The 18,141-nt window shown below is 34.2% G+C and carries 14 protein-coding genes and 2 tRNA genes; 6 read left to right on the top strand and 10 right to left on the bottom strand.

Annotated elements, in window-relative coordinates; genetic code table 11:
* Positions 1-12 precede the first annotated feature (12 nt).
* A complete protein-coding gene (locus tag ACQKCJ_RS09495) occupies positions 13-1,338 on the bottom strand; it encodes a c-type cytochrome (protein ID WP_271337659.1) in 1,326 nt (441 codons plus the stop codon).
* Positions 1,339-1,557: 219 nt separating this feature from the next.
* On the opposite strand from ACQKCJ_RS09495, the gene ACQKCJ_RS09490 reads away from it, so the two are divergent.
* Positions 1,558-1,947: an SPOR domain-containing protein gene (locus tag ACQKCJ_RS09490; RefSeq protein WP_271337660.1), complete on the top strand. Its 390-nt coding sequence runs from the start codon at positions 1,558-1,560 to the stop codon at positions 1,945-1,947.
* Positions 1,948-2,130: 183 nt separating this feature from the next.
* On the opposite strand, the gene ACQKCJ_RS09485 is transcribed toward ACQKCJ_RS09490, so the two are convergent.
* The 4 genes from ACQKCJ_RS09485 to rimP form a co-directional block, all read right to left on the bottom strand.
* Positions 2,131-2,745, bottom strand: coding sequence for a hypothetical protein (locus ACQKCJ_RS09485; RefSeq protein ID WP_271337661.1), 615 nt, complete (start codon positions 2,743-2,745; stop codon positions 2,131-2,133).
* Between the two features lie 625 nt (positions 2,746-3,370).
* Positions 3,371-6,253, bottom strand: a complete 2,883-nt coding sequence (gene infB / locus ACQKCJ_RS09480) for a translation initiation factor IF-2 (protein WP_271337662.1) — start codon at positions 6,251-6,253, stop codon at positions 3,371-3,373.
* A 48-nt stretch (positions 6,254-6,301) separates the two neighbouring features.
* Complete coding sequence (gene nusA, locus ACQKCJ_RS09475) at positions 6,302-7,549, bottom strand: transcription termination factor NusA (RefSeq protein ID WP_041516381.1); 1,248 nt, start codon at positions 7,547-7,549, stop codon at positions 6,302-6,304.
* A gap of 13 nt (positions 7,550-7,562) precedes the next feature.
* Positions 7,563-8,027, bottom strand: coding sequence for a ribosome assembly cofactor RimP (gene rimP / locus ACQKCJ_RS09470; RefSeq protein WP_271337663.1), 465 nt, complete (start codon positions 8,025-8,027; stop codon positions 7,563-7,565).
* A gap of 173 nt (positions 8,028-8,200) precedes the next feature.
* Between rimP and ACQKCJ_RS09465 the strand changes: the two genes are divergently transcribed.
* The 3 genes from ACQKCJ_RS09465 (at position 8,201) to ACQKCJ_RS09455 (ending at position 11,500) form a co-directional block, all read left to right on the top strand.
* Positions 8,201-9,025 (top strand): universal stress protein, encoded by an 825-nt coding sequence (locus ACQKCJ_RS09465; RefSeq protein WP_427401909.1) that lies wholly within the window; start codon positions 8,201-8,203, stop codon positions 9,023-9,025.
* A 185-nt stretch (positions 9,026-9,210) separates the two neighbouring features.
* Entirely contained in the window at positions 9,211-10,626 is a 1,416-nt protein-coding gene (locus ACQKCJ_RS09460) for an aldehyde dehydrogenase family protein (RefSeq protein ID WP_427401908.1), read from the top strand.
* A 67-nt stretch (positions 10,627-10,693) separates the two neighbouring features.
* Positions 10,694-11,500 carry a helix-turn-helix domain-containing protein gene (locus tag ACQKCJ_RS09455; protein ID WP_276598381.1) on the top strand — a complete coding sequence of 269 codons (807 nt, stop codon included), beginning with the start codon at positions 10,694-10,696 and terminating at the stop codon, positions 11,498-11,500.
* Between the two features lie 84 nt (positions 11,501-11,584).
* Here the strand turns inward: ACQKCJ_RS09455 and ACQKCJ_RS09450 are convergent.
* Both ACQKCJ_RS09450 and ACQKCJ_RS09445 read right to left on the bottom strand, forming a co-directional pair.
* Positions 11,585-11,655: transfer RNA gene (locus ACQKCJ_RS09450), tRNA-Gln, on the bottom strand.
* Positions 11,656-11,750: 95 nt separating this feature from the next.
* Positions 11,751-11,821 (bottom strand) — tRNA-Gln (locus ACQKCJ_RS09445).
* A gap of 246 nt (positions 11,822-12,067) precedes the next feature.
* Between ACQKCJ_RS09445 and ACQKCJ_RS09440 the strand changes: the two genes are divergently transcribed.
* Positions 12,068-15,349, top strand: coding sequence for a glycosyltransferase family 117 protein (locus tag ACQKCJ_RS09440; RefSeq protein WP_271337667.1), 3,282 nt, complete (start codon positions 12,068-12,070; stop codon positions 15,347-15,349).
* Between the two features lie 92 nt (positions 15,350-15,441).
* Complete coding sequence (locus ACQKCJ_RS09435) at positions 15,442-16,077, top strand: polysaccharide deacetylase family protein (protein WP_271337668.1); 636 nt, start codon at positions 15,442-15,444, stop codon at positions 16,075-16,077.
* A gap of 28 nt (positions 16,078-16,105) precedes the next feature.
* Here the strand turns inward: ACQKCJ_RS09435 and ACQKCJ_RS09430 are convergent, their stop codons facing one another.
* The 3 genes from ACQKCJ_RS09430 to ACQKCJ_RS09420 form a co-directional block, all read right to left on the bottom strand.
* Positions 16,106-16,408: a thioredoxin family protein gene (locus ACQKCJ_RS09430; RefSeq protein ID WP_271337669.1), complete on the bottom strand. Its 303-nt coding sequence runs from the start codon at positions 16,406-16,408 to the stop codon at positions 16,106-16,108.
* A 74-nt stretch (positions 16,409-16,482) separates the two neighbouring features.
* Positions 16,483-17,718, bottom strand: coding sequence for a metallophosphoesterase (locus ACQKCJ_RS09425; protein WP_271337671.1), 1,236 nt, complete (start codon positions 17,716-17,718; stop codon positions 16,483-16,485).
* 177 nt (positions 17,719-17,895) lie between these two features.
* Positions 17,896-18,084 carry a hypothetical protein gene (locus tag ACQKCJ_RS09420; RefSeq protein WP_271337672.1) on the bottom strand — a complete coding sequence of 63 codons (189 nt, stop codon included), beginning with the start codon at positions 18,082-18,084 and terminating at the stop codon, positions 17,896-17,898.
* Positions 18,085-18,141: the final 57 nt, after the last annotated feature.

Genomic DNA, 18,141 nt, shown 5'->3' with positions numbered 1-18,141 from the left:
TTAATAATTCGATTAATAGTGGCATTTACCGCATTCTAAACCTCCCATTTGCGCTGCAGTCAATTTCTCTACACCGTATTTTTTAGAAAGTTCAGCATGAATTTTATCATAGTAAGCATTGCCTTCCATCTTAACATCAGTTTTTCTATGGCAATCAATACACCATCCCATTGTTAATTTAGAATATTGCTTCATGATCTCAAATTCCTGCACAGGACCGTGACAAGTTTGACATTCAATTCCTGCAACAGTTACGTGTTGAGAGTGATTGAAGTAAACAAAATCAGGAAGATTATGAATACGAACCCATTTTACAGGCTGCGTTTTTCCAGTATACTCTTGCTTAGTTTTATCCCAACCAACAGCATCATATAATTTTTGGATTTCACCATCGTAAAATGCTTTGCTGTACTCAGGAGTAGCAGTAGTTTCAGCAACTTCAGAAATATTTTTATGACAGTTCATACAAACATTCAAAGAAGGAATACCAGCAGTCTTACTCACACGAGCAGCAGAGTGACAATATTTACAATTGATTTCGTTATCTCCAGCGTGTATTTTATGAGAATAGTGAATTGGCTGAATTGGTTGATAATTTTGATCAACACCAACTTGCATTAAGTAAGCATACACAAAATAACCACTTGCTAAAAGCAAAAATATAGAAGTAACTAAAACCAGGAACTGATTTTTAGCAAAAGCTTTCCATATTGGAGTTCTAGCTTCTCTAGGAGCAACTACAATACCATTATTACTTGCTACTTTAGTCAACACTTTGTTCACCATGAACAACATAACAACTAAAATTGCCATTACAAGAGCAAGAGCTCCTAAAATAATATTATTTGAAACTCCACCACCTTCAACGTTAGTTCCCGGAGGAGTAGCAGCAGTACCAGCAGCAGGCTCAGCTTTTACTTCAGAAGTATAAGCGATAATATTATCAATATCACCTGTTGACAATTGAGGAAAAGAAGTCATTACTGACTTGTTGTGCTCTTCAAATAATTTAACAGCAACAGGATCCCCTGATTTAATCATTTCTGAACTGTTGTGCACCCACTTGTAAATCCAAGCCATGTCGTGTTTGGAAGCAACCCCTCTTAGGGCCGGACCTGTTGACTTAGCATCTAATTTGTGACATGCAGCGCAATTTGCATTAAAAAGTTCTTTCCCTTTTACTGGATCACCACCTGCAGCAGCAACCGGAGCAGCAGCTTCAGGCGCCGCCGGAGCAGCAGCTTCTTGAGCAAATGAAGTTAGGGAGAAAATTAACGTTAGCGATAAGCTAAGTAGTAATTTTCTTGAGATCGAATTATGGTTACCCACCTTTTTCATATAGTATAATAATTATCTACTAATTTTTGGTATGATTTTTTCTGTAATAAATCAACTAAAAACTAATACCTTCTTTTAAAACTTGCACAAAAATACGACTTATGAACTATTCTCAAAACCTTAAAATAGTCTTAAATATCAATTTATATCAATTCTAAATAATATTAAATTTTTACGCACAAAATTAAAATACTATTTTTACACAAAAAACACCACATTATGAGAATTTTAGCCCCCTCGAAAAGAGTTTTATTAACATTCACAATGTTCACTTTAGCATATAATATTCATGCTCAAGACCAAAATTTAACACTAAATCAAGATCCCAAATTTGAGCAATTACTGAACGACAAACGCAAAATTAACACGTCAATAAATACAAACGACACTTACAAAATTCAAATCTTCAGCGGTAAAAGCGAGGAGGCAAAAAAAACATTATCTGATTTTAAAAGAGAATATACCAATATAGACGGCACAATAATTTTCAACACGCCTAATTACAAAGTAATGGTTGGGAATTTCAAAACAAGAATAGAAGCAGAACGAAATTTAGCTGATATTAGAAAAAAATACAAAAGTGTTTTTCTAATAAAACCGAGCAAGTAATCGGAAAAAGCAGAACATCGAACAACAAAAAAGCAGCTCAATTGGGCTGCTTTTTTATTTATTCATAATTAATAGCATGGTTACGCCGGAAATAATACCCAATAAAATACATATTGGTTTTCACGGCACTTATAGAAAATCATCTAATTTTCAACTATAACACCTTATCCAGCATAAATCCTACTATTTATTTGCCTTTCTAAATACAATAGCTCCAAAAACCTCAAGCAACTCCTCTCTAAATAAGGCTAAATCAACTTGAAAATCCGGGTTACAATAAAGACAGTCTACAGTCGCTTGCCCCATTACCATATCTTCTTGTTCCGGAGTACACGTTTTCTTTTTATTAACCACAAATGGACGCTCACGATTATAATGATTTTTAGCCGCATAAGTAGATAAACCCGCTTCAGTCATTACTCTACGCATAAAAACATACAGCTTCGGAGTTTTTACTTCGCTAATCTCAATACCTAAAGTTGCATCAAAGGACCTAACTGCTCCTGGAAACGACAAATTAGCATCATTAGCGGCCTGCACAAAACGAATACCATCACTCGATCTCACCGCCCTTCTTGCACACTCTAAATCAAGCGCAAAGATCTCCGTTCCAAATCCTGGCGGAGGAGACAATAAAAGCAAACTGTTTGGCATTTCCTCTTCAGACAAATACCCCTGAAGCAAGTCCGGAAGTACCATCCTTAACTCCTCAATGTTTGTAAACGCAAGAATGGCTTTATTAGATCTAAAACGATTATTCAAAAACGCATTAATAATATGAATTATTTTTAATTTCATATTAGCCCTGATTAAAAACTTATTTATTCATTTCTTTCAACAAGATTTCAGCAACAATAAAATGCCGATATATCCTCTCAAGAAAATCTTTTTTTTATCAAATTACACAATAACCAAATTGTCCTCATTAGCAAAATCATTCACAGAACAAAATTATTATTTTCAAGAACTAAATACTGCATTTAACTTTCAATCTAAGAAAGAGAACAATTAACACTGTACAAAGAAACCAACAAACCTCCTATAAAGCTCAAGGCTTTTCTAATTTTTTGTTCCATATTACAAATTGCAACACCAAAGCCCTAAATATCTAACTATTGAATTAATTCAATTGAAATTAAAACCTGCCGATGAAATTATCTAATTACTTAAATAAGACATAAAACACTTTAAACCAAAAAATACAAACCAGAAAATTCTACGAATTATATTGACTTAAAATTCTAATTTAGAATAAAACTGAGAGCATTTTTAAAATCAATAAGAACAAATCTCAATACCTAAGACAAAATAATTTCAAAAACAACACGCTTGAAAAAAAGTCACTTAGATAAGATTCTTAAAACATATTAAACAAAAAAAAGTCCCAATTTTCATTGGGACTTTAAAATATAATTATTGAATTTTATTTCAATTTCTTTTTAATTGCAACTTCATGGTATGCTTCAATAACATCTCTTTCTTCAATGTCGTTGTAACCTTTGATTTGAATACCACAATCATAACCTTTAGAAACTTCTCTAACATCATCTTTGAAACGCTTCAATGCAACAAGTTCTCCTGTATGCACCACTACTCCATCTCTGATAACTCTAATTTTAGAAGTTCTCATAATTTTACCATCCATCACCATACATCCTGCAATAGAACCAACTTTAGAAATTTTGAAAATCTCACGAATTTCAGCTGTTCCTAAAATCTCTTCTTTCATCTCAGGAGCTAACATTCCTTCCATCGCATCTTTCAAGTCATCGATAGCTGCATAGATAATAGAGTAGTAACGGATATCGATTTCTTCTTTATCTGCAAGTTGTCTTGCATTTCCAGCAGGACGAACGTTAAATCCAATAATGATCGCATCAGAAGCAGAAGCCAACATAACGTCAGTTTCAGTAATTGCTCCAACACCTTTATGTATAATATTAATTTGAATTTCTTCAGTAGAAAGTTTAGAGAACGAATCTGATAATGCTTCAACAGATCCATCAACATCTCCTTTAAGGATTACGTTCAATTCTTTAAACTGACCAAGAGCAATACGACGACCAATCTCATCAAGTGTGATATGTCTTTGTGTACGTACAGATTGTTCACGCATTAATTGAGAACGTTTAGATGCAATTTGTTTTGCTTCTTTTTCATCTTCAAAAACGTTAAACTTATCTCCTGCTGTTGCAGCTCCGTCTAAACCTAAAACTGATACCGGAGTAGAAGGTCCTGCTTCCAGAACAATATGCCCTCTTTCATCATGCATCGCTTTGATCTTACCATGATGCTTTCCAGCCAACATGTAATCTCCAATTTTTAAAGTTCCGTGTTGAACTAAAATTGTAGAAACATATCCTTTTCCTTTATCTAAGAAAGCCTCAACAACTGTTCCTTGAGCCGCTTTATTCGGGTTTGATTTTAGATCTAAAATCTCTGCCTCTAATAATACTTTTTCTAATAATTCTTTAACACCTAATCCTGTTTTTGCAGAAATATCATGCGATTGGATTTTTCCTCCCCAATCTTCTACAAGTAAATTCATACTTGCTAATCTTTCTTTTATTTTCTCCGGATTGGCATTTGGCTTATCCACTTTATTGATAGCGAAGATAATTGGCACTCCAGCAGCTTGTGCGTGAGAAATTGCCTCTTTTGTTTGCGGCATGATATCATCATCTGCAGCAATTACAATAATAGCGATATCTGTAACCTGAGCTCCACGTGCACGCATTGCGGTAAACGCCTCGTGACCTGGTGTATCTAAGAATGCGATCTTTTGACCATTATCTAAAGTTACTCCATACGCTCCAATGTGTTGTGTAATACCTCCAGACTCACCAGCGATAACATTTTCTTTACGGATGTAATCCAGTAAAGATGTTTTACCGTGATCGACGTGACCCATTACAGTAACAATTGGCGCTCTCACCACTAAATCTTCTTCTCTGTCTGCAACTACCTCAATAGCTTCTTCGATATCAACTGTAATAAACTCAACTTCGTAACCAAATTCATCAGCTACAATAGTTAATGTTTCAGCATCTAAACGTTGGTTCATGGTAACCATGATACCTAGAGACATACAAGTTCCAATTACTTTAGTAATCGGCACATCCATCATGATTGCAATTTCACCAACAGTAACGAATTCTGTAACTTTAATAGTTTTACTTCCTTCGTCGATAGCTCTTTGCTCTTCATCAGATTTCTGACGGTGCGTATCTCTTTTATCTCTTCTGTATTTAGCAGCTTTTGATTTTCCACCTTTACCCTGAAGTTTTTCAAGAGTCTCTCTAATTTGGTTTTTTACTTCCTCTTCAGTAGGCTCAACTTTAGCAACAATTGCAGGACGGTTTCCTTTTACAAAACCTGGCCTTGCACTTCTGTTAGCATTAAAACCTCCACCACCAGTATTTGGCGTGATTTTATTAGGATTTGGAGTTCCCGGAGCATGGGTAGCAGGTTTTGGTGCACCCGGCGTTCCCGGTTTAGGAGCAATTCTTTTACGCTTATTTTTGTTAGCGTTATTTCCGGCTCCCGGAGCTCCTGGTTTATTAGGAGTTATCTTTGGATCTTCTTTCTTTTTCTTAGGCTTATTAAATTGAGATAAATCAATTGTTTGACCAGTAAGAGTAGTTCCTGATAATTTTTGATATTGTGTAGTGATCGTTTCCTCTGCAGTTGCCGGATCAGTTGAAACAACTGGTTCCTGAACGACTTTTGGAGTTTCCGCTTTCACTTCTTTTACTTCTTTTTTCTCTGTAATAATAGGTTTTTCTACCTTTTTCTCTTCAGAAACCACAGGAACCACTGGATCAGGCTGTACAATTTCTTTTTGAACAGGTTTCTCTGGCTGAGCAGGAGCAACAACAACTTTTGGTTCTTCAACTTTAGCCGGTTCTTCAACAGGAGGAGAAACAACAGCAGGTTTCTTCGGATTTAAATCAATTTTACCAACCTGAACAGGTCCGGTTACAACAGCTCTCGCTTTTATAACTTCTTGTTGTTTTTGGCGTTCCTCGTCTTGTCTGCGTTTGTCTTCAATTTCTTTTTCACGCTCTACACGCAAAGCTTCTTTTTCTTTTCTTTTCTCTTCCCCTACTTCTTTAGAAGCTTCTTTGTTCCCCTTATCGCCCGCAAATTGGCTTTGTAAGATATTAAATTCGCTGTCAGAAATTTTTGCATTTGGATTTGCATCAATAGCAATGCCCTTATCTTTTAGATAATCAACAGCTCTTTCTAACGAAATATTTAATTCCCTTAAAACCTTGTTTATTCTTATTACTCTCTCTTCAGACATATAACCTTTTTATTATTACCTTTTTCGTTGTGTTGTTAGAGCAGATAACTAGCTATCAAACTCTTCTTTTAGTATTTTCATAACATCAAGAATCGTTTCCTCTTCTAAATCTGTTCTTCTTACTAAATCTTCTACTTCTTGTTTTAAGATACTTCTAGCTGTATCTAAACCAATTTTTGCAAATTCCTCGATAACCCAGCCTTCAATTTCATCTGAAAACTCAGTTAATTCAACGTCATCATCTTCACCACTAGCAACATCACCTTCTCTGATAACATCTAGCTCGTAACCTGTTAGCTGACCCGCTAATTTTATATTATGACCTCCTCTACCAATTGCTTTAGAAACTTCTTCTAATTTCAAGAATACTTCAGCTCTTTTATTTTCTTCGTCAATTTTGATTGAAGAAACTTTTGCAGGGCTTAATGCTCTTGTAATAAACAATTGGATATTACTTGTATAGTTGATTACGTCAATATTTTCGTTCCCTAATTCACGAACGATTCCGTGAATACGAGATCCTTTCATACCAACACAAGCTCCAACAGGATCAATTCTATCATCGTAAGAATCCACGGCTACTTTTGCTTTTTCACCCGGAATACGCACTACATTTTTAACCGTGATCAAACCGTCAAATACTTCAGGAATTTCTTGTTCAAATAATTTTTCCAAAAACTTCTCAGAAGTTCTGGACATAATAATTTGAGGTTTATTTCCTTTTAATTCAACACTTTCAATGATTCCACGAACGTTATCTCCTTTACGGAAAAAGTCAGATGGAATTTGTTTTTCTTTTGGAAGCACAATTTCATTTCCTTCATCATCGACCAAAATTACAACTCTTGGACGAACATGGTGCACTTCGGCAGTATAAATATCACCAATAATATCTTTAAATTGCTTGTAAAGATTTGTATTGTCGTGTTCGTGAATTTTAGATATTAAGTTTTGACGCAAAGCTAAAATAGCTCTCCTTCCCAGATCAATCAATTTAACTTCTTCAGAAACTTCTTCACCAATTTCAAAATCCGCTTCAATCATTCTTGCTTCAGTCAAGGTAATTTCTTCGTTCTCAAAGTCAAGATCTTCATCAGCAACGATTACCCTTCTTCTCCATATCTCCATATCTCCTTTATCAGGATTTATAATGATGTCAAAGTTATCATCAGAACCGTATTTTTTCTTTAATGCATTTCTAAACACGTCCTCTAAAATTGCCATAAGCGTTACACGATCAATAAGTTTATTATCTTTAAACTCTGAGAATGAATCGATTAATGCTAAATTTTCCATGCGAATTCTTTAATTAAAATGTTACTGTAACAATTGCCTCTTTAATTTCTGTATAAGGTATTTGTTGCTCTTTTTGAACTGTTTCTTTTCCTTTTCCTACTTTTTTCGGTTCTCTTGCTTTCCAAGACAAAATTATAAAAACATCGTTAGCTTCCACTAATTCTGCTTCAATTTTTTCAGTATTTGTAGTAACAATCAATGTTCTACCAATATTTTTGATGTATTGTCTTGTAAATTTCAATGGTGATCCTACTCCAACCGATGCTACTTCAAGCGAAAAATCCTGTTCTTCACGATCCAGATTATTCTCGACTGCACGACTTACATCAATACAATCCTGCAACGCCACTCCATTATCCCCATCTAAACCTACACTAATCTTGAAAGAGTCTGAGATAGCCAGATCAATCAAAAAGATTGATGGCTTTTCTAAAAGAGCCTCCGCTATTAATCCGTTTACTTTTTCTTTAAATGTCATAATTTTATAAAAAGAGGGGACACTTAGTCCCCTCATTATTTAGATTTTAATAAATAACGGTGCAAATATAGTGTTTTTTTTATAAACCAAAAATAATAGATTGCTCTAAAAATATTTCTTATCTTTATAAGTGCATCAAAATAACAGAATTTTACATTATAATTCAAAAAACCATGAAACAAATTCTAGTTCCGACCGACTTCTCTGAACATGCGGAAAATGCCTTAAAAGTCGCTGCCCAAATTGCTAAAAAAAACAACTCCGAAATCATCATTCTACACATGTTTGAACTGCCAAGCCAAATGAATGATGCAGTATTAGGAGGAGCAAGCATTCCTGAAACCATGCTTTTCATGAAAAAAGCCAACGAAATGCTCGATGAAGTCTCATCAAGACCTTATCTGGACGGAATTTCAATAACTGAAATTGTAAAAATCGATAAACCAATTCACGGAATAACACAAGTAAGCAAAGACTATGATGTAGATTTGATTGTTATGGGATCTCATGGCACTTCTGGAATTGAAGAACTACTGATAGGATCGAATACAGAAAAAGTGGTTCGCAACTCAGATATACCGGTTTTAGTAATAAAAAAAGACATCCCAAACTTTAATGCATCAAACATTGTTTTCGCATCGGATTTTTCTGACGAAACTAAAAAACCTTTCAAAAAATTGGTAAACCTGACCCAATTCTTTGAATCAAAAATACACCTGGTTACAATTTGCACACCAAACAGTTTTAAACCAACTCATATGGCCGAAAAAGCCATGAATGAATTTATTTCTGAATTTAATCTCACCAATTTTCAAACTCACACTTACAACGACACCAACATTGAAAAAGGAATAATCAACTTTTCAAATAGCATAAACGCCGATATTATTGGAATGTGTACACACGGAAGAACTGGCTTCGCGCATTTCTTTAACGGAAGTATTAGCGAAGGATTAGTAAATCATTCCATAAAACCTGTCCTCACGTTTAAAATTTAATAATTTCAACTTATCACATGCAAAAACCTCTCAACGAGAGGTTTTTTTATACATTTTAAAAATCAAATTTCACGACAAAAACAACTCTTCATGAGCTTTTTAACAAAGCTGATTTGAGCTTTACAACAAAGCCAAAAGAATACTTAATCCAGATCTTTGTCAAATAATTTCATAATCAATACAACATGAAAACGATAGACAAAATTTACATTAATGGAGAATTCATTACCCCACAAGGAACAGAATATTTCGACTTAATAAGCCCTACAACAAACGAGAAACTAGGAAAAGTACTTTTAGGAAACCAAAAAGATACTCAAAATGCCATAGCCGCAGCTAAAGACGCTTTTAAGACTTTTTCTAAAACAACTATTTCTGAAAGAATTCAATACCTGCAAAATATTCAAACCTCTATAGAAAAACGAAAAGAAGAATTCATTGACATAATGGTTGAAGAATACGGGGGAACATTGCAATTTTCAACAATGAGTTACGATTACATGCTAAAGAGTTTTGACTCTGCAATTAACCTATTAAACACATATGATTTTACCAAAACAATGGGAGAATCCGAAGTTCAAATGACACCAATTGGCGTTATTGGAATTATCATTCCGTGGAACTCAAGCAATGGTTTTATTTGCAGTAAATTATCAACTGCGATAGCCGCTGGATGTACTACTGTAATAAAACCGAGCGAAATGAGCGCTCAGCAAACACAATTAATTACCGAATGTCTTCATGAAGCAAACTTACCAAAAGGCGTTTTTAATATTGTTAACGGTCTGGGAGAAATAGTTGGCGCAGAAATAAGCCGCAATCCGGATATCGCGAAAATTTCCTTCACAGGATCTACAAGTGTTGGCAAGATTATCGCAAAAGAAGCGGTCGAAACAATGAAACGCATCACACTTGAACTGGGAGGAAAATCGCCAAATATCATTCTTGACGACGCTAATTTCGCACAAGCAATTCCTCTTGCTGTAATTGCCGCTTATATGAATAACGGACAAGCATGTATTGCCGGAACCCGTCTTTTAGTTCCTAAAAACAGATTAGAAGAAGCAACAAAACTATTGGAGCAAACACTATCAAACACAATTGTTGGTGATCCAAAAAATGAGACAACCACTGTTGGTCCAATGGTCAGCAAAAAACAATATGAACGTGTTCAAAACTACATTCAGATCGGAATTGACGAAGGCGCTCAGGTATTAGTTGGAGGATTAGGAAAACCCAAAGGACTGGAAAAAGGAAACTTCGTAAAACCTACTGTTTTCATAAACGCAAACAACCAAATGCGAATTGCAAGGGAAGAAATTTTTGGTCCCGTTCTATCTGTTATAACATACAAAACCGAAGAAGAAGCAATCGAAATTGCCAATGACACTACATACGGGCTACAAGCTTATGTGAGCTCATCGGACGAAAAAAGAGCTCACAAAGTTGCTTCACAAATAAATGCAGGACGTATACAAATAAACGGAATTGGACATGATCCGATGGCCCCTTTTGGAGGATTTAAACAATCAGGAATAGGCAGGGAATTTGGCACAATAGGACTAGAAGCTTATCTAGAACCAAGAGCCCTGATTCGCTAAACCAACGCAAACAGATCCGGAAAGCTTTATCCAAAAGACTTTCCGGATCTTTTAGTAACTCTACTTTATGACAACAAAATCATCTATAAAATCCAAAATACTTTACTCCTGCTATTTTACACGTAGTCGAGAAGGAGAAAATTTCATCCCAGAACATGTGTTTAGCTATCAAATTTCAGGAGAGATAGTCGTTTCAGACAGCAAAAACACGTACCACTCTAACGAAGGTGATTTTCGTTTTAGCAGAAGAAACCATTTAGCTAAATTCGTTAAAATCCCGCCAGAAGGAGGAGAATTTAAAACGATTTCTATTTTTTTAGATCAGGAAATTTTACGAGAAATAAGTGCTGAATATAATTTTAAAATCAATAAAAAATCAGATTCTCAAGCCATGATTTCTTTGGCGCCAAACGCACTTTATAAATCTTTTATGGATTCACTTATATCTTATCTCGACGTAGAGGAAGAAAACAACGAAGCTTTATTTCATTTAAAAATAAAAGAAGCTGTTCATCTTTTACTAAAAGTAAATCCTGAATTAAAAGATATTTTGTTTGATTTTAACGAACCTGGCAAAATTGACCTGGAAGCATTCATGAATAAAAACTTCCACTTTAATGTACATCTTACCCGTTTTGCTTATCTCACCGGCAGAAGTTTAGCCACTTTTAAAAGAGATTTTCAAAAAGTTTTTCAGGAAACTCCCGGAAAATGGTTATTAAACAAAAGATTGCAAGAGGCACATTATCTAATTAATCAAGGAAAAACGCCATCGGAAGTTTATATAGGAGTTGGCTTTGAAGACCTGTCTCATTTTTCTTTTTCATTTAAAAAGAAATTTGGGATTGTCCCTTCTTCTTTATTTGCGAAATAGGGCTTAAAAAAAAACCTAGAAAACAAAAATATCAGCACCAAAATATACCGCATAAAAAAGCCTCCCGAATGAGAGGCTTTTTTGTTGGTCTACAAGGACTCGAACCTTGAAAGACTGCACCAAAAACAGTTGTGTTACCATTACACCATAGACCAGTAAAAATGCTTAAGCGAGTGCAAATTTAAAGCTTTTTTTAGTTTACACAACTTTTTTTTATAAAAAAAAACCTCTCGATTGAGAGGCTTTTTTGTTGGTCTACAAGGACTCGAACCTTGAAAGACTGCACCAAAAACAGTTGTGTTACCATTACACCATAGACCAGTAAAAGCGGTTAAGCGAGTGCAAATTTAAAGCTTTTTTTAGTTTGCGCAAACTTTTTGATGAAAAAAAATCATTTTTCTTCATTTTTTTTTCTTTCCAATCCGTAATGATTTTACAAGTATCTTACAAACAACACGTTACCATTAATAAATACTTTTATAGAATTTTATGTTAATGCTCTTCTCTTTAAGCAAAAAAACATTTTCTTTGTAAGATTAAAAACATACAAAATTTTAACACCTAAATATGGCACAATTCAATTTCAATAAATGGAATACAATTATTGGTTGGTTTGCATTTGCAATCGCTTTAATTACCTACACACTTACTGTCGAACCTACCATGAGTTTTTGGGATTGTGGCGAATATATTGCCACAGCCGCTAAATTAGAAGTTGGCCACCCACCCGGAGCTCCTTTATTCCAGATGATGGGTGCTTTTTTTGCCATGTTTGCTATAGATGCACAACATGTAGCCGTGATGGTTAATATGATGTCCGTATTCTCAAGTGCTTTTACTATTTTGTTTATGTTTTGGTCTTCTTCAATGATTTTAAAAAAGATCATAGAACGTTTTTCAGAAATTAATCAAAACAATTCAATTGTTATATTAGGAAGTTCTTTAGTAGGAGCTCTTGCCTATACTTTCTCAGATAGTTTTTGGTTTAATGCTGTTGAAGCCGAAGTTTATGCAATGGCTTCTTTATTAATTGCATTACTTCTCTGGCTGGGTCTTCGCTGGGAGCAGGACATGGACAAACCTAAAGGAAACAAATGGCTACTTGTTATTTCGCTAGTTATCGGGCTTTCTTTTGGGGTTCACTTTATGGCTTTACTAACAATTCCTTCAATAGGATTTCTTTACTACTTTAAGCATTATGAAAAAGTTACCATCAAAAACTTTCTTATTGCTAATATTTCCGTAATTGGTATTTTGCTTTTTATCTTTATCCTATTACTGCCTTTAACAATGGAAGCTTTTGCTTATACTGAAGTTTTCATGGTAAACAACATGGGATTACCATTTAACTCAGGAACCATTTTTGTCGCTTTAGTTCTAATTGCTTTCTTTTATTTTGGATTAAAACTTACCAAACAAAAAGGATTGATTTTCTATAACACTATAATACTTTGCATTTTATTTATTTTTATTGGTTTCTCAACCTGGATGATGCTGCCTATTCGTGCTAATGCCAATCCTGTAATTAACGAGAATAAACCATCAGATGCGGCGGAAGTACTAGCATATTACAATCGTGAACAGTACGGGGTAAACCCTTTGTTTTACGGACCTCAGTATACCGAAGTTTTTGCTGGAATTGACGCAAAAAACCCGTATTCAGACAAAAAACCTAACTACGAAAGAGATTATAAAACCGGTAAATATATCATTACCAATAATTACAAAAACGCCAGTCAAAATACAGATGATAATCAAAAAGCGTTTCTACCTAGAATGTGGAGTACAGAAACGGGACATATTCAAAACTATATCAGCTTTACAAATCCTCCAAAATTCAAAATAAACCCTAACTACGATTACGAGCAGGATTTAGGGAAATACGGAATTGACGCAAGCCAGCTAAGCGAGGACGAATACAATAAAGCAACTGCGCAACTGCGTAATGAAGTCGAAAAAACCATTTCTGAGTTTAGAAATGCTTATGCCCAAAAACAAATTGATAATGAGGGTTACGTTAAGTTCCTAAAAAGCTATGGCGATTATTTAATTATTGAAAAACCAACTACCGTAGATAATTTCAGTTTTATGTTCGAATATCAATTTGGGTATATGTACTGGAGGTATTTAATGTGGAATTTTGTTGGACGACAAAGTGACGTTCAGGGAAAATACGATAATCTTGATGGAAACTGGATCAGCGGAATCAAGGCTCTTGACTCTGTACACCTTGGGTCTCAGGATAACTTACCATCTGATGTTTTAAACAATAAAGGAAGAAACGTTTACTATTTCTTGCCGTTTATCCTAGGTATTATTGGTATAATGTATCACGCCAATAAAGACCTTAAAAGTTTTTACGTGCTTTTAGCATTATTCCTTTTTACCGGAATTGCATTAAAAATTTACCTGAATGAGCGACCTTTTGAACCTCGGGAAAGAGATTATGCACTGGTAGGATCTTTTTATGTGTTTGCCATCTGGATAGGTTTTGGAGTTTATTCGCTCTACGAAAGCCTGCAGAAATATATAGCGCCTAAAATAGCCGGTCCGGTTATAATTGCCGCAAGTTTACTAGCTGCACCTGTTTTAATGGCTTCCCAAAACTGGGACGACCATGACAGATCAGGAAGATATACTGCAGTTGCAATGGCAAAAGCTTACCTGAATTCTTGTGATAAAAATGCCATTTTATTTACTATTGGAGACAATGACACGTTCCCATTATGGTATGCTCAGGAAATTGAAGGCATCAGGACAGATGTTAAAATCGTAAATACAAGCTTAGTCAACACTGACTGGTATATCGATCAAATGAAAACAAAAGCATACGAATCTGATCCTTTACCAATTTCATTTACACACGATCAATATGTAGGTGATAACCTGGATTACGTTGCTCATATTCCAAAAATTCAAACTCGTTGGAACATTATCGACTTTATTGATTTTATTAAAAATCCAAAATCAACTGTAGGATTACAAAACGGACAAACAATCCATTTTTATCCAACAAATAAAATCAGGGTTCCTGTTGACAAAGATGTTATCATCAAAAATAAGGTTGTCAATCCAAAATACAACGATTCTATCGTTCCTTATATGGATATTGACATCAAAGGAAATGCAATATATAAAAACCGCTTAATAATGTTAGATATCTTAGCCAATAACAATTGGAAAAGACCAATCTACTTTAGTGGTGGTGCTTTTGACGATGAAGATTACTTATGGTTAAAAGATTATTTACAATTAGACGGAATGGTCTATAAATTAGTTCCTATCAGAAATAAATATTCAAAAGATGGCGGACCAATGGACATGGGACAAATTGACGCAGATAAAATGTATAATATCGTAATGAAATGGGATTGGGGCAATAGCGATAGCGATAAAATTTATCATGATCCTGAAACCAGAAGAAACAGCATTACCTACAGAACAAATTTATCTCGTTTAATGAACCAGCTTATTAAAGAGGGAAAAATTGACAAAGCTAAAAACATTATCAACTTAGCGATGACAAAAATGCCTTTAGATAAATTTGGCTACTATTCTCTGGTAGAACCATTTGCAGGAGGATATTACAAAGTTGGAGAAACTGCAAAAGCACAGGATTTACTAAATAAACTGGTTCAGAAATACAAAGAAGAACTAAACTATTATGCCACTTTAACACCTGGCGATCAAACTGATTTAGCAATTGATATCATTACTGATATTGAACGTTACAGAAGTTTATTGCAAGTTATGAAAGACAATAAAGATCTTGCTTTCTACGAAAAACACAAAACCACATTCAACACTTATGTGAATGTTTTTGAACGTTTTGGGAGAGAAAAAGAATAATATACGAAAAACATAGCAATTAAAAAAATGCAGCACTATTTGATAAATAGCGCTGCATTTTTTATTTTTACATATCTGTAAATCAATTTAAAATGAGCTTTTATTGGGTAAAAACAAATTCATTCATAAAAAGGGTGTTTTCTAAATATTGTTGGGACATTCCAAACAATGAAAAGAAAATATACCTAACATTTGATGATGGCCCAACTCCGGAAATTACAGACTGGGTTTTATCTGAATTGAAAAAGTTCGATGCAAAGGCTACTTTCTTCTGTATTGGAAAAAACATAAAAGCCAATTTATCCTTATTCGAGAAATTAATTACTGATGGACACTCCATAGGAAATCATACGATGAATCATGTTAATGGCTGGAAAAGCAACAATAACGATTATATAGAAAATGTAAAAAATTGTGCCGCTGTTCTGGAAAAAGAAAAAACATGCAATCTTATATTTCGTCCACCTTATGGAAAAATAAAAAAGGCACAATCTAAAATCCTAAGAAAATTAGGTTACAAAATAATTATGTGGGATGTTTTGAGCGCTGATTTTGATCAGACCATTACTCCTGAAAAATGTCTTGAAAACGTTACTAAAAATGTAAAATCCGGAAGTGTAATTGTATTTCATGACAGCATTAAAGCTTCGCCAAATTTAAAATTTGCCTTGCCTAAAACTTTACACTTTTTAAAGGAAAACGGATATACGTTTGATATTATTCACTAAACAATAATACCAACGAAGAAGTAGTATTTTATAAATCGAATTGTTCCTGGACAATTCCAATAATAGTATTTGCATCTAACTCTCCTGACTGCCTCCAGATCATTTGCCCTTCTTTATATATCATTAATGTAGGAAGCCCCTTAATACGAAGTGCTTCTGCTAATTCCTGATTTTTATCCACATCAATCTTAATCACTTTGGCTTTATCGCCAAGTGCAGCAGCAACATCCTTAATTACAGGATGCATAGATACGGATGATTCGTTCCAATCAGTGTAAAAATCGATCAACACTGGAACTTGAGCATTTATAAGTTCTCCAAATTTTGACATAAAACCAAAAATTTAATTCTTTATTATTCTGTTAAAAAGAGATAATGATATACAAATGTAGCATTTTTAACGAATTAAGCCACATTGTTCCCTTTTTTTAGTTCAATCACTGTTATTTCAGGCATGATACCCACTCGTCCCGGATAAGCATGAAAACCAAATCCTCGATTTACATAAACATAGCGGCCAACATTTTCATACAGTCCAGCCCATTGCTTGTAAATATATTGTGCTAAACTCCATTTAAAATATCCCGGAATTTCGATTCCAAATTGCATGCCGTGTGTATGGCCTGCCAACGTTAAATGAAAGTTCTTAGGGTGATTTTTTATCTCATATTCCCAATGACTCGGATCATGGCTCATTAATACCTTAAAATCGTCCTGATGCACATTTTGAGAAGCTTTATTTAAATCTCCAGCCTTTTTAAAATTCTGACCCCAGTTCTCTACTCCGATTAAAGCGATTTTATCGTCGCCTTTCTGAATATAAGTATGTTCGTTTAACAAAAGCTCAAATCCAATTTGCCCGTAAAGATCCTTAATTGCCTTAAAATTCTCGTCTTTTTCCTTTTCAGATGGCCATGTCACATATTCACCATAATCATGGTTCCCTAAAACTGAAAACTTCCCGTATTGATATTCTTTTATTCTATTAAAAGTCTCTAACCACGGATGCATTTCTGTAGCATGGGTATTTACAATATCTCCGGTAAACAATATCATATCCGCTTCTTGCTGATTAATCAAATCAATAGCATAATTTATCTTTTCCGGATTATCAAAACTTCCGCTATGAACATCTGAGATCTGTGTGATCTTAAAACCATCAAAAGCATCCGGTAAATCAGGAAAATATATTGTTTGCCTAAATACTTTAAAATTATATTTGCCTTCAAAAATCCCGTAAATCAAGGATAAAAAAGGAACCGCAGCCAAACCTAATGCTATCTGACTAACAAACCTTCGCCTGTTAGGCATCATTTCTGAACGAGGCGCATTGTACATGAAGTAATTCAGGATACTTGCTCCTATTCTAAAAATATCTTCTCCGAACATTACAAGCGTTAAAACTATTTTTGGCACATAAACCAATAACATTAATCCCATTGTAAACATGGTTTGTCTGGTTTGCCCAACAGAACGATCAAATTGCGTAAAAGAGTAAATAATAAAAATTAAAAGCAATAAGCTTATAACCTGATAACTCACCAAAACCCATCTTAATCTGATTAAAGTGCGGAAGGCTTGATAAGAATAGAACTCAATAAATAAAAAAAGAGCACATAGAAGTACAAAACGTAAGATCATTATTTATAGTTTTAAACAAAGTAACAAAGAATGGAAATTTTATAGCTTTTTATTATCAAAAATTTAACTCAAATAACACAAAAAGCTGATAGATTTCTCTACCAGCTTTTTCTCTACCAAATTTTTTAAAACCTTTATAATCCACAACACGGTTTACATTCGCAAACCTATGTCGTTTTATTTTTTAGCTTCTGGTTTAGCAGCTTCTGCTTTAACTTCTGCTTTTTTAGTTTTTTTGTCTGCTTTTTTCTCTTTTTTAGGAGCTTTTGCTTCTTTTACCGGAGTTGTTTGAGCTGGAGTTGTTTGAGCGCTTACCATTGCAGTTGTTCCTAAAACAGCTACTGCTAACATTACTAATTTTTTCATGATTGTTGATTTATGATTATTATTATTTTCATTTATTATACCTCAAAGATATAATCA

Origin of the sequence: Flavobacterium sp. NPDC079362, from assembly GCF_050267765.1 — a bacterium.
GTDB lineage: Bacteria > Bacteroidota > Bacteroidia > Flavobacteriales > Flavobacteriaceae > Flavobacterium > Flavobacterium azizsancarii.
The sequence above is the reverse complement of the archived record's forward strand: the minus strand, read 5'-3'. Positions and strand labels throughout refer to the sequence as shown.

Excerpts from the sequence above, each read along its gene's own strand:
- ACQKCJ_RS09495 (WP_271337659.1), bottom strand. The coding sequence starts at position 1,338 with ATGAAAAAGGTGGGTAACCATAATTCGATCTCAAGAAAATTACTACTT.
- ACQKCJ_RS09490 (WP_271337660.1), top strand. The coding sequence starts at position 1,558 with ATGAGAATTTTAGCCCCCTCGAAAAGAGTTTTATTAACATTCACAATG.
- ACQKCJ_RS09485 (WP_271337661.1), bottom strand. The coding sequence starts at position 2,745 with ATGAAATTAAAAATAATTCATATTATTAATGCGTTTTTGAATAATCGT.
- infB (WP_271337662.1), bottom strand. The coding sequence starts at position 6,253 with ATGTCTGAAGAGAGAGTAATAAGAATAAACAAGGTTTTAAGGGAATTA.
- nusA (WP_041516381.1), bottom strand. The coding sequence starts at position 7,549 with ATGGAAAATTTAGCATTAATCGATTCATTCTCAGAGTTTAAAGATAAT.
- rimP (WP_271337663.1), bottom strand. The coding sequence starts at position 8,027 with ATGACATTTAAAGAAAAAGTAAACGGATTAATAGCGGAGGCTCTTTTA.
- ACQKCJ_RS09465 (WP_427401909.1), top strand. The coding sequence starts at position 8,201 with ATGAAACAAATTCTAGTTCCGACCGACTTCTCTGAACATGCGGAAAAT.
- ACQKCJ_RS09460 (WP_427401908.1), top strand. The coding sequence starts at position 9,211 with ATGAAAACGATAGACAAAATTTACATTAATGGAGAATTCATTACCCCA.
- ACQKCJ_RS09455 (WP_276598381.1), top strand. The coding sequence starts at position 10,694 with ATGACAACAAAATCATCTATAAAATCCAAAATACTTTACTCCTGCTAT.
- ACQKCJ_RS09440 (WP_271337667.1), top strand. The coding sequence starts at position 12,068 with ATGGCACAATTCAATTTCAATAAATGGAATACAATTATTGGTTGGTTT.
- ACQKCJ_RS09435 (WP_271337668.1), top strand. The coding sequence starts at position 15,442 with ATGAGCTTTTATTGGGTAAAAACAAATTCATTCATAAAAAGGGTGTTT.
- ACQKCJ_RS09430 (WP_271337669.1), bottom strand. The coding sequence starts at position 16,408 with ATGTCAAAATTTGGAGAACTTATAAATGCTCAAGTTCCAGTGTTGATC.
- ACQKCJ_RS09425 (WP_271337671.1), bottom strand. The coding sequence starts at position 17,718 with ATGATCTTACGTTTTGTACTTCTATGTGCTCTTTTTTTATTTATTGAG.
- ACQKCJ_RS09420 (WP_271337672.1), bottom strand. The coding sequence starts at position 18,084 with ATGAAAAAATTAGTAATGTTAGCAGTAGCTGTTTTAGGAACAACTGCA.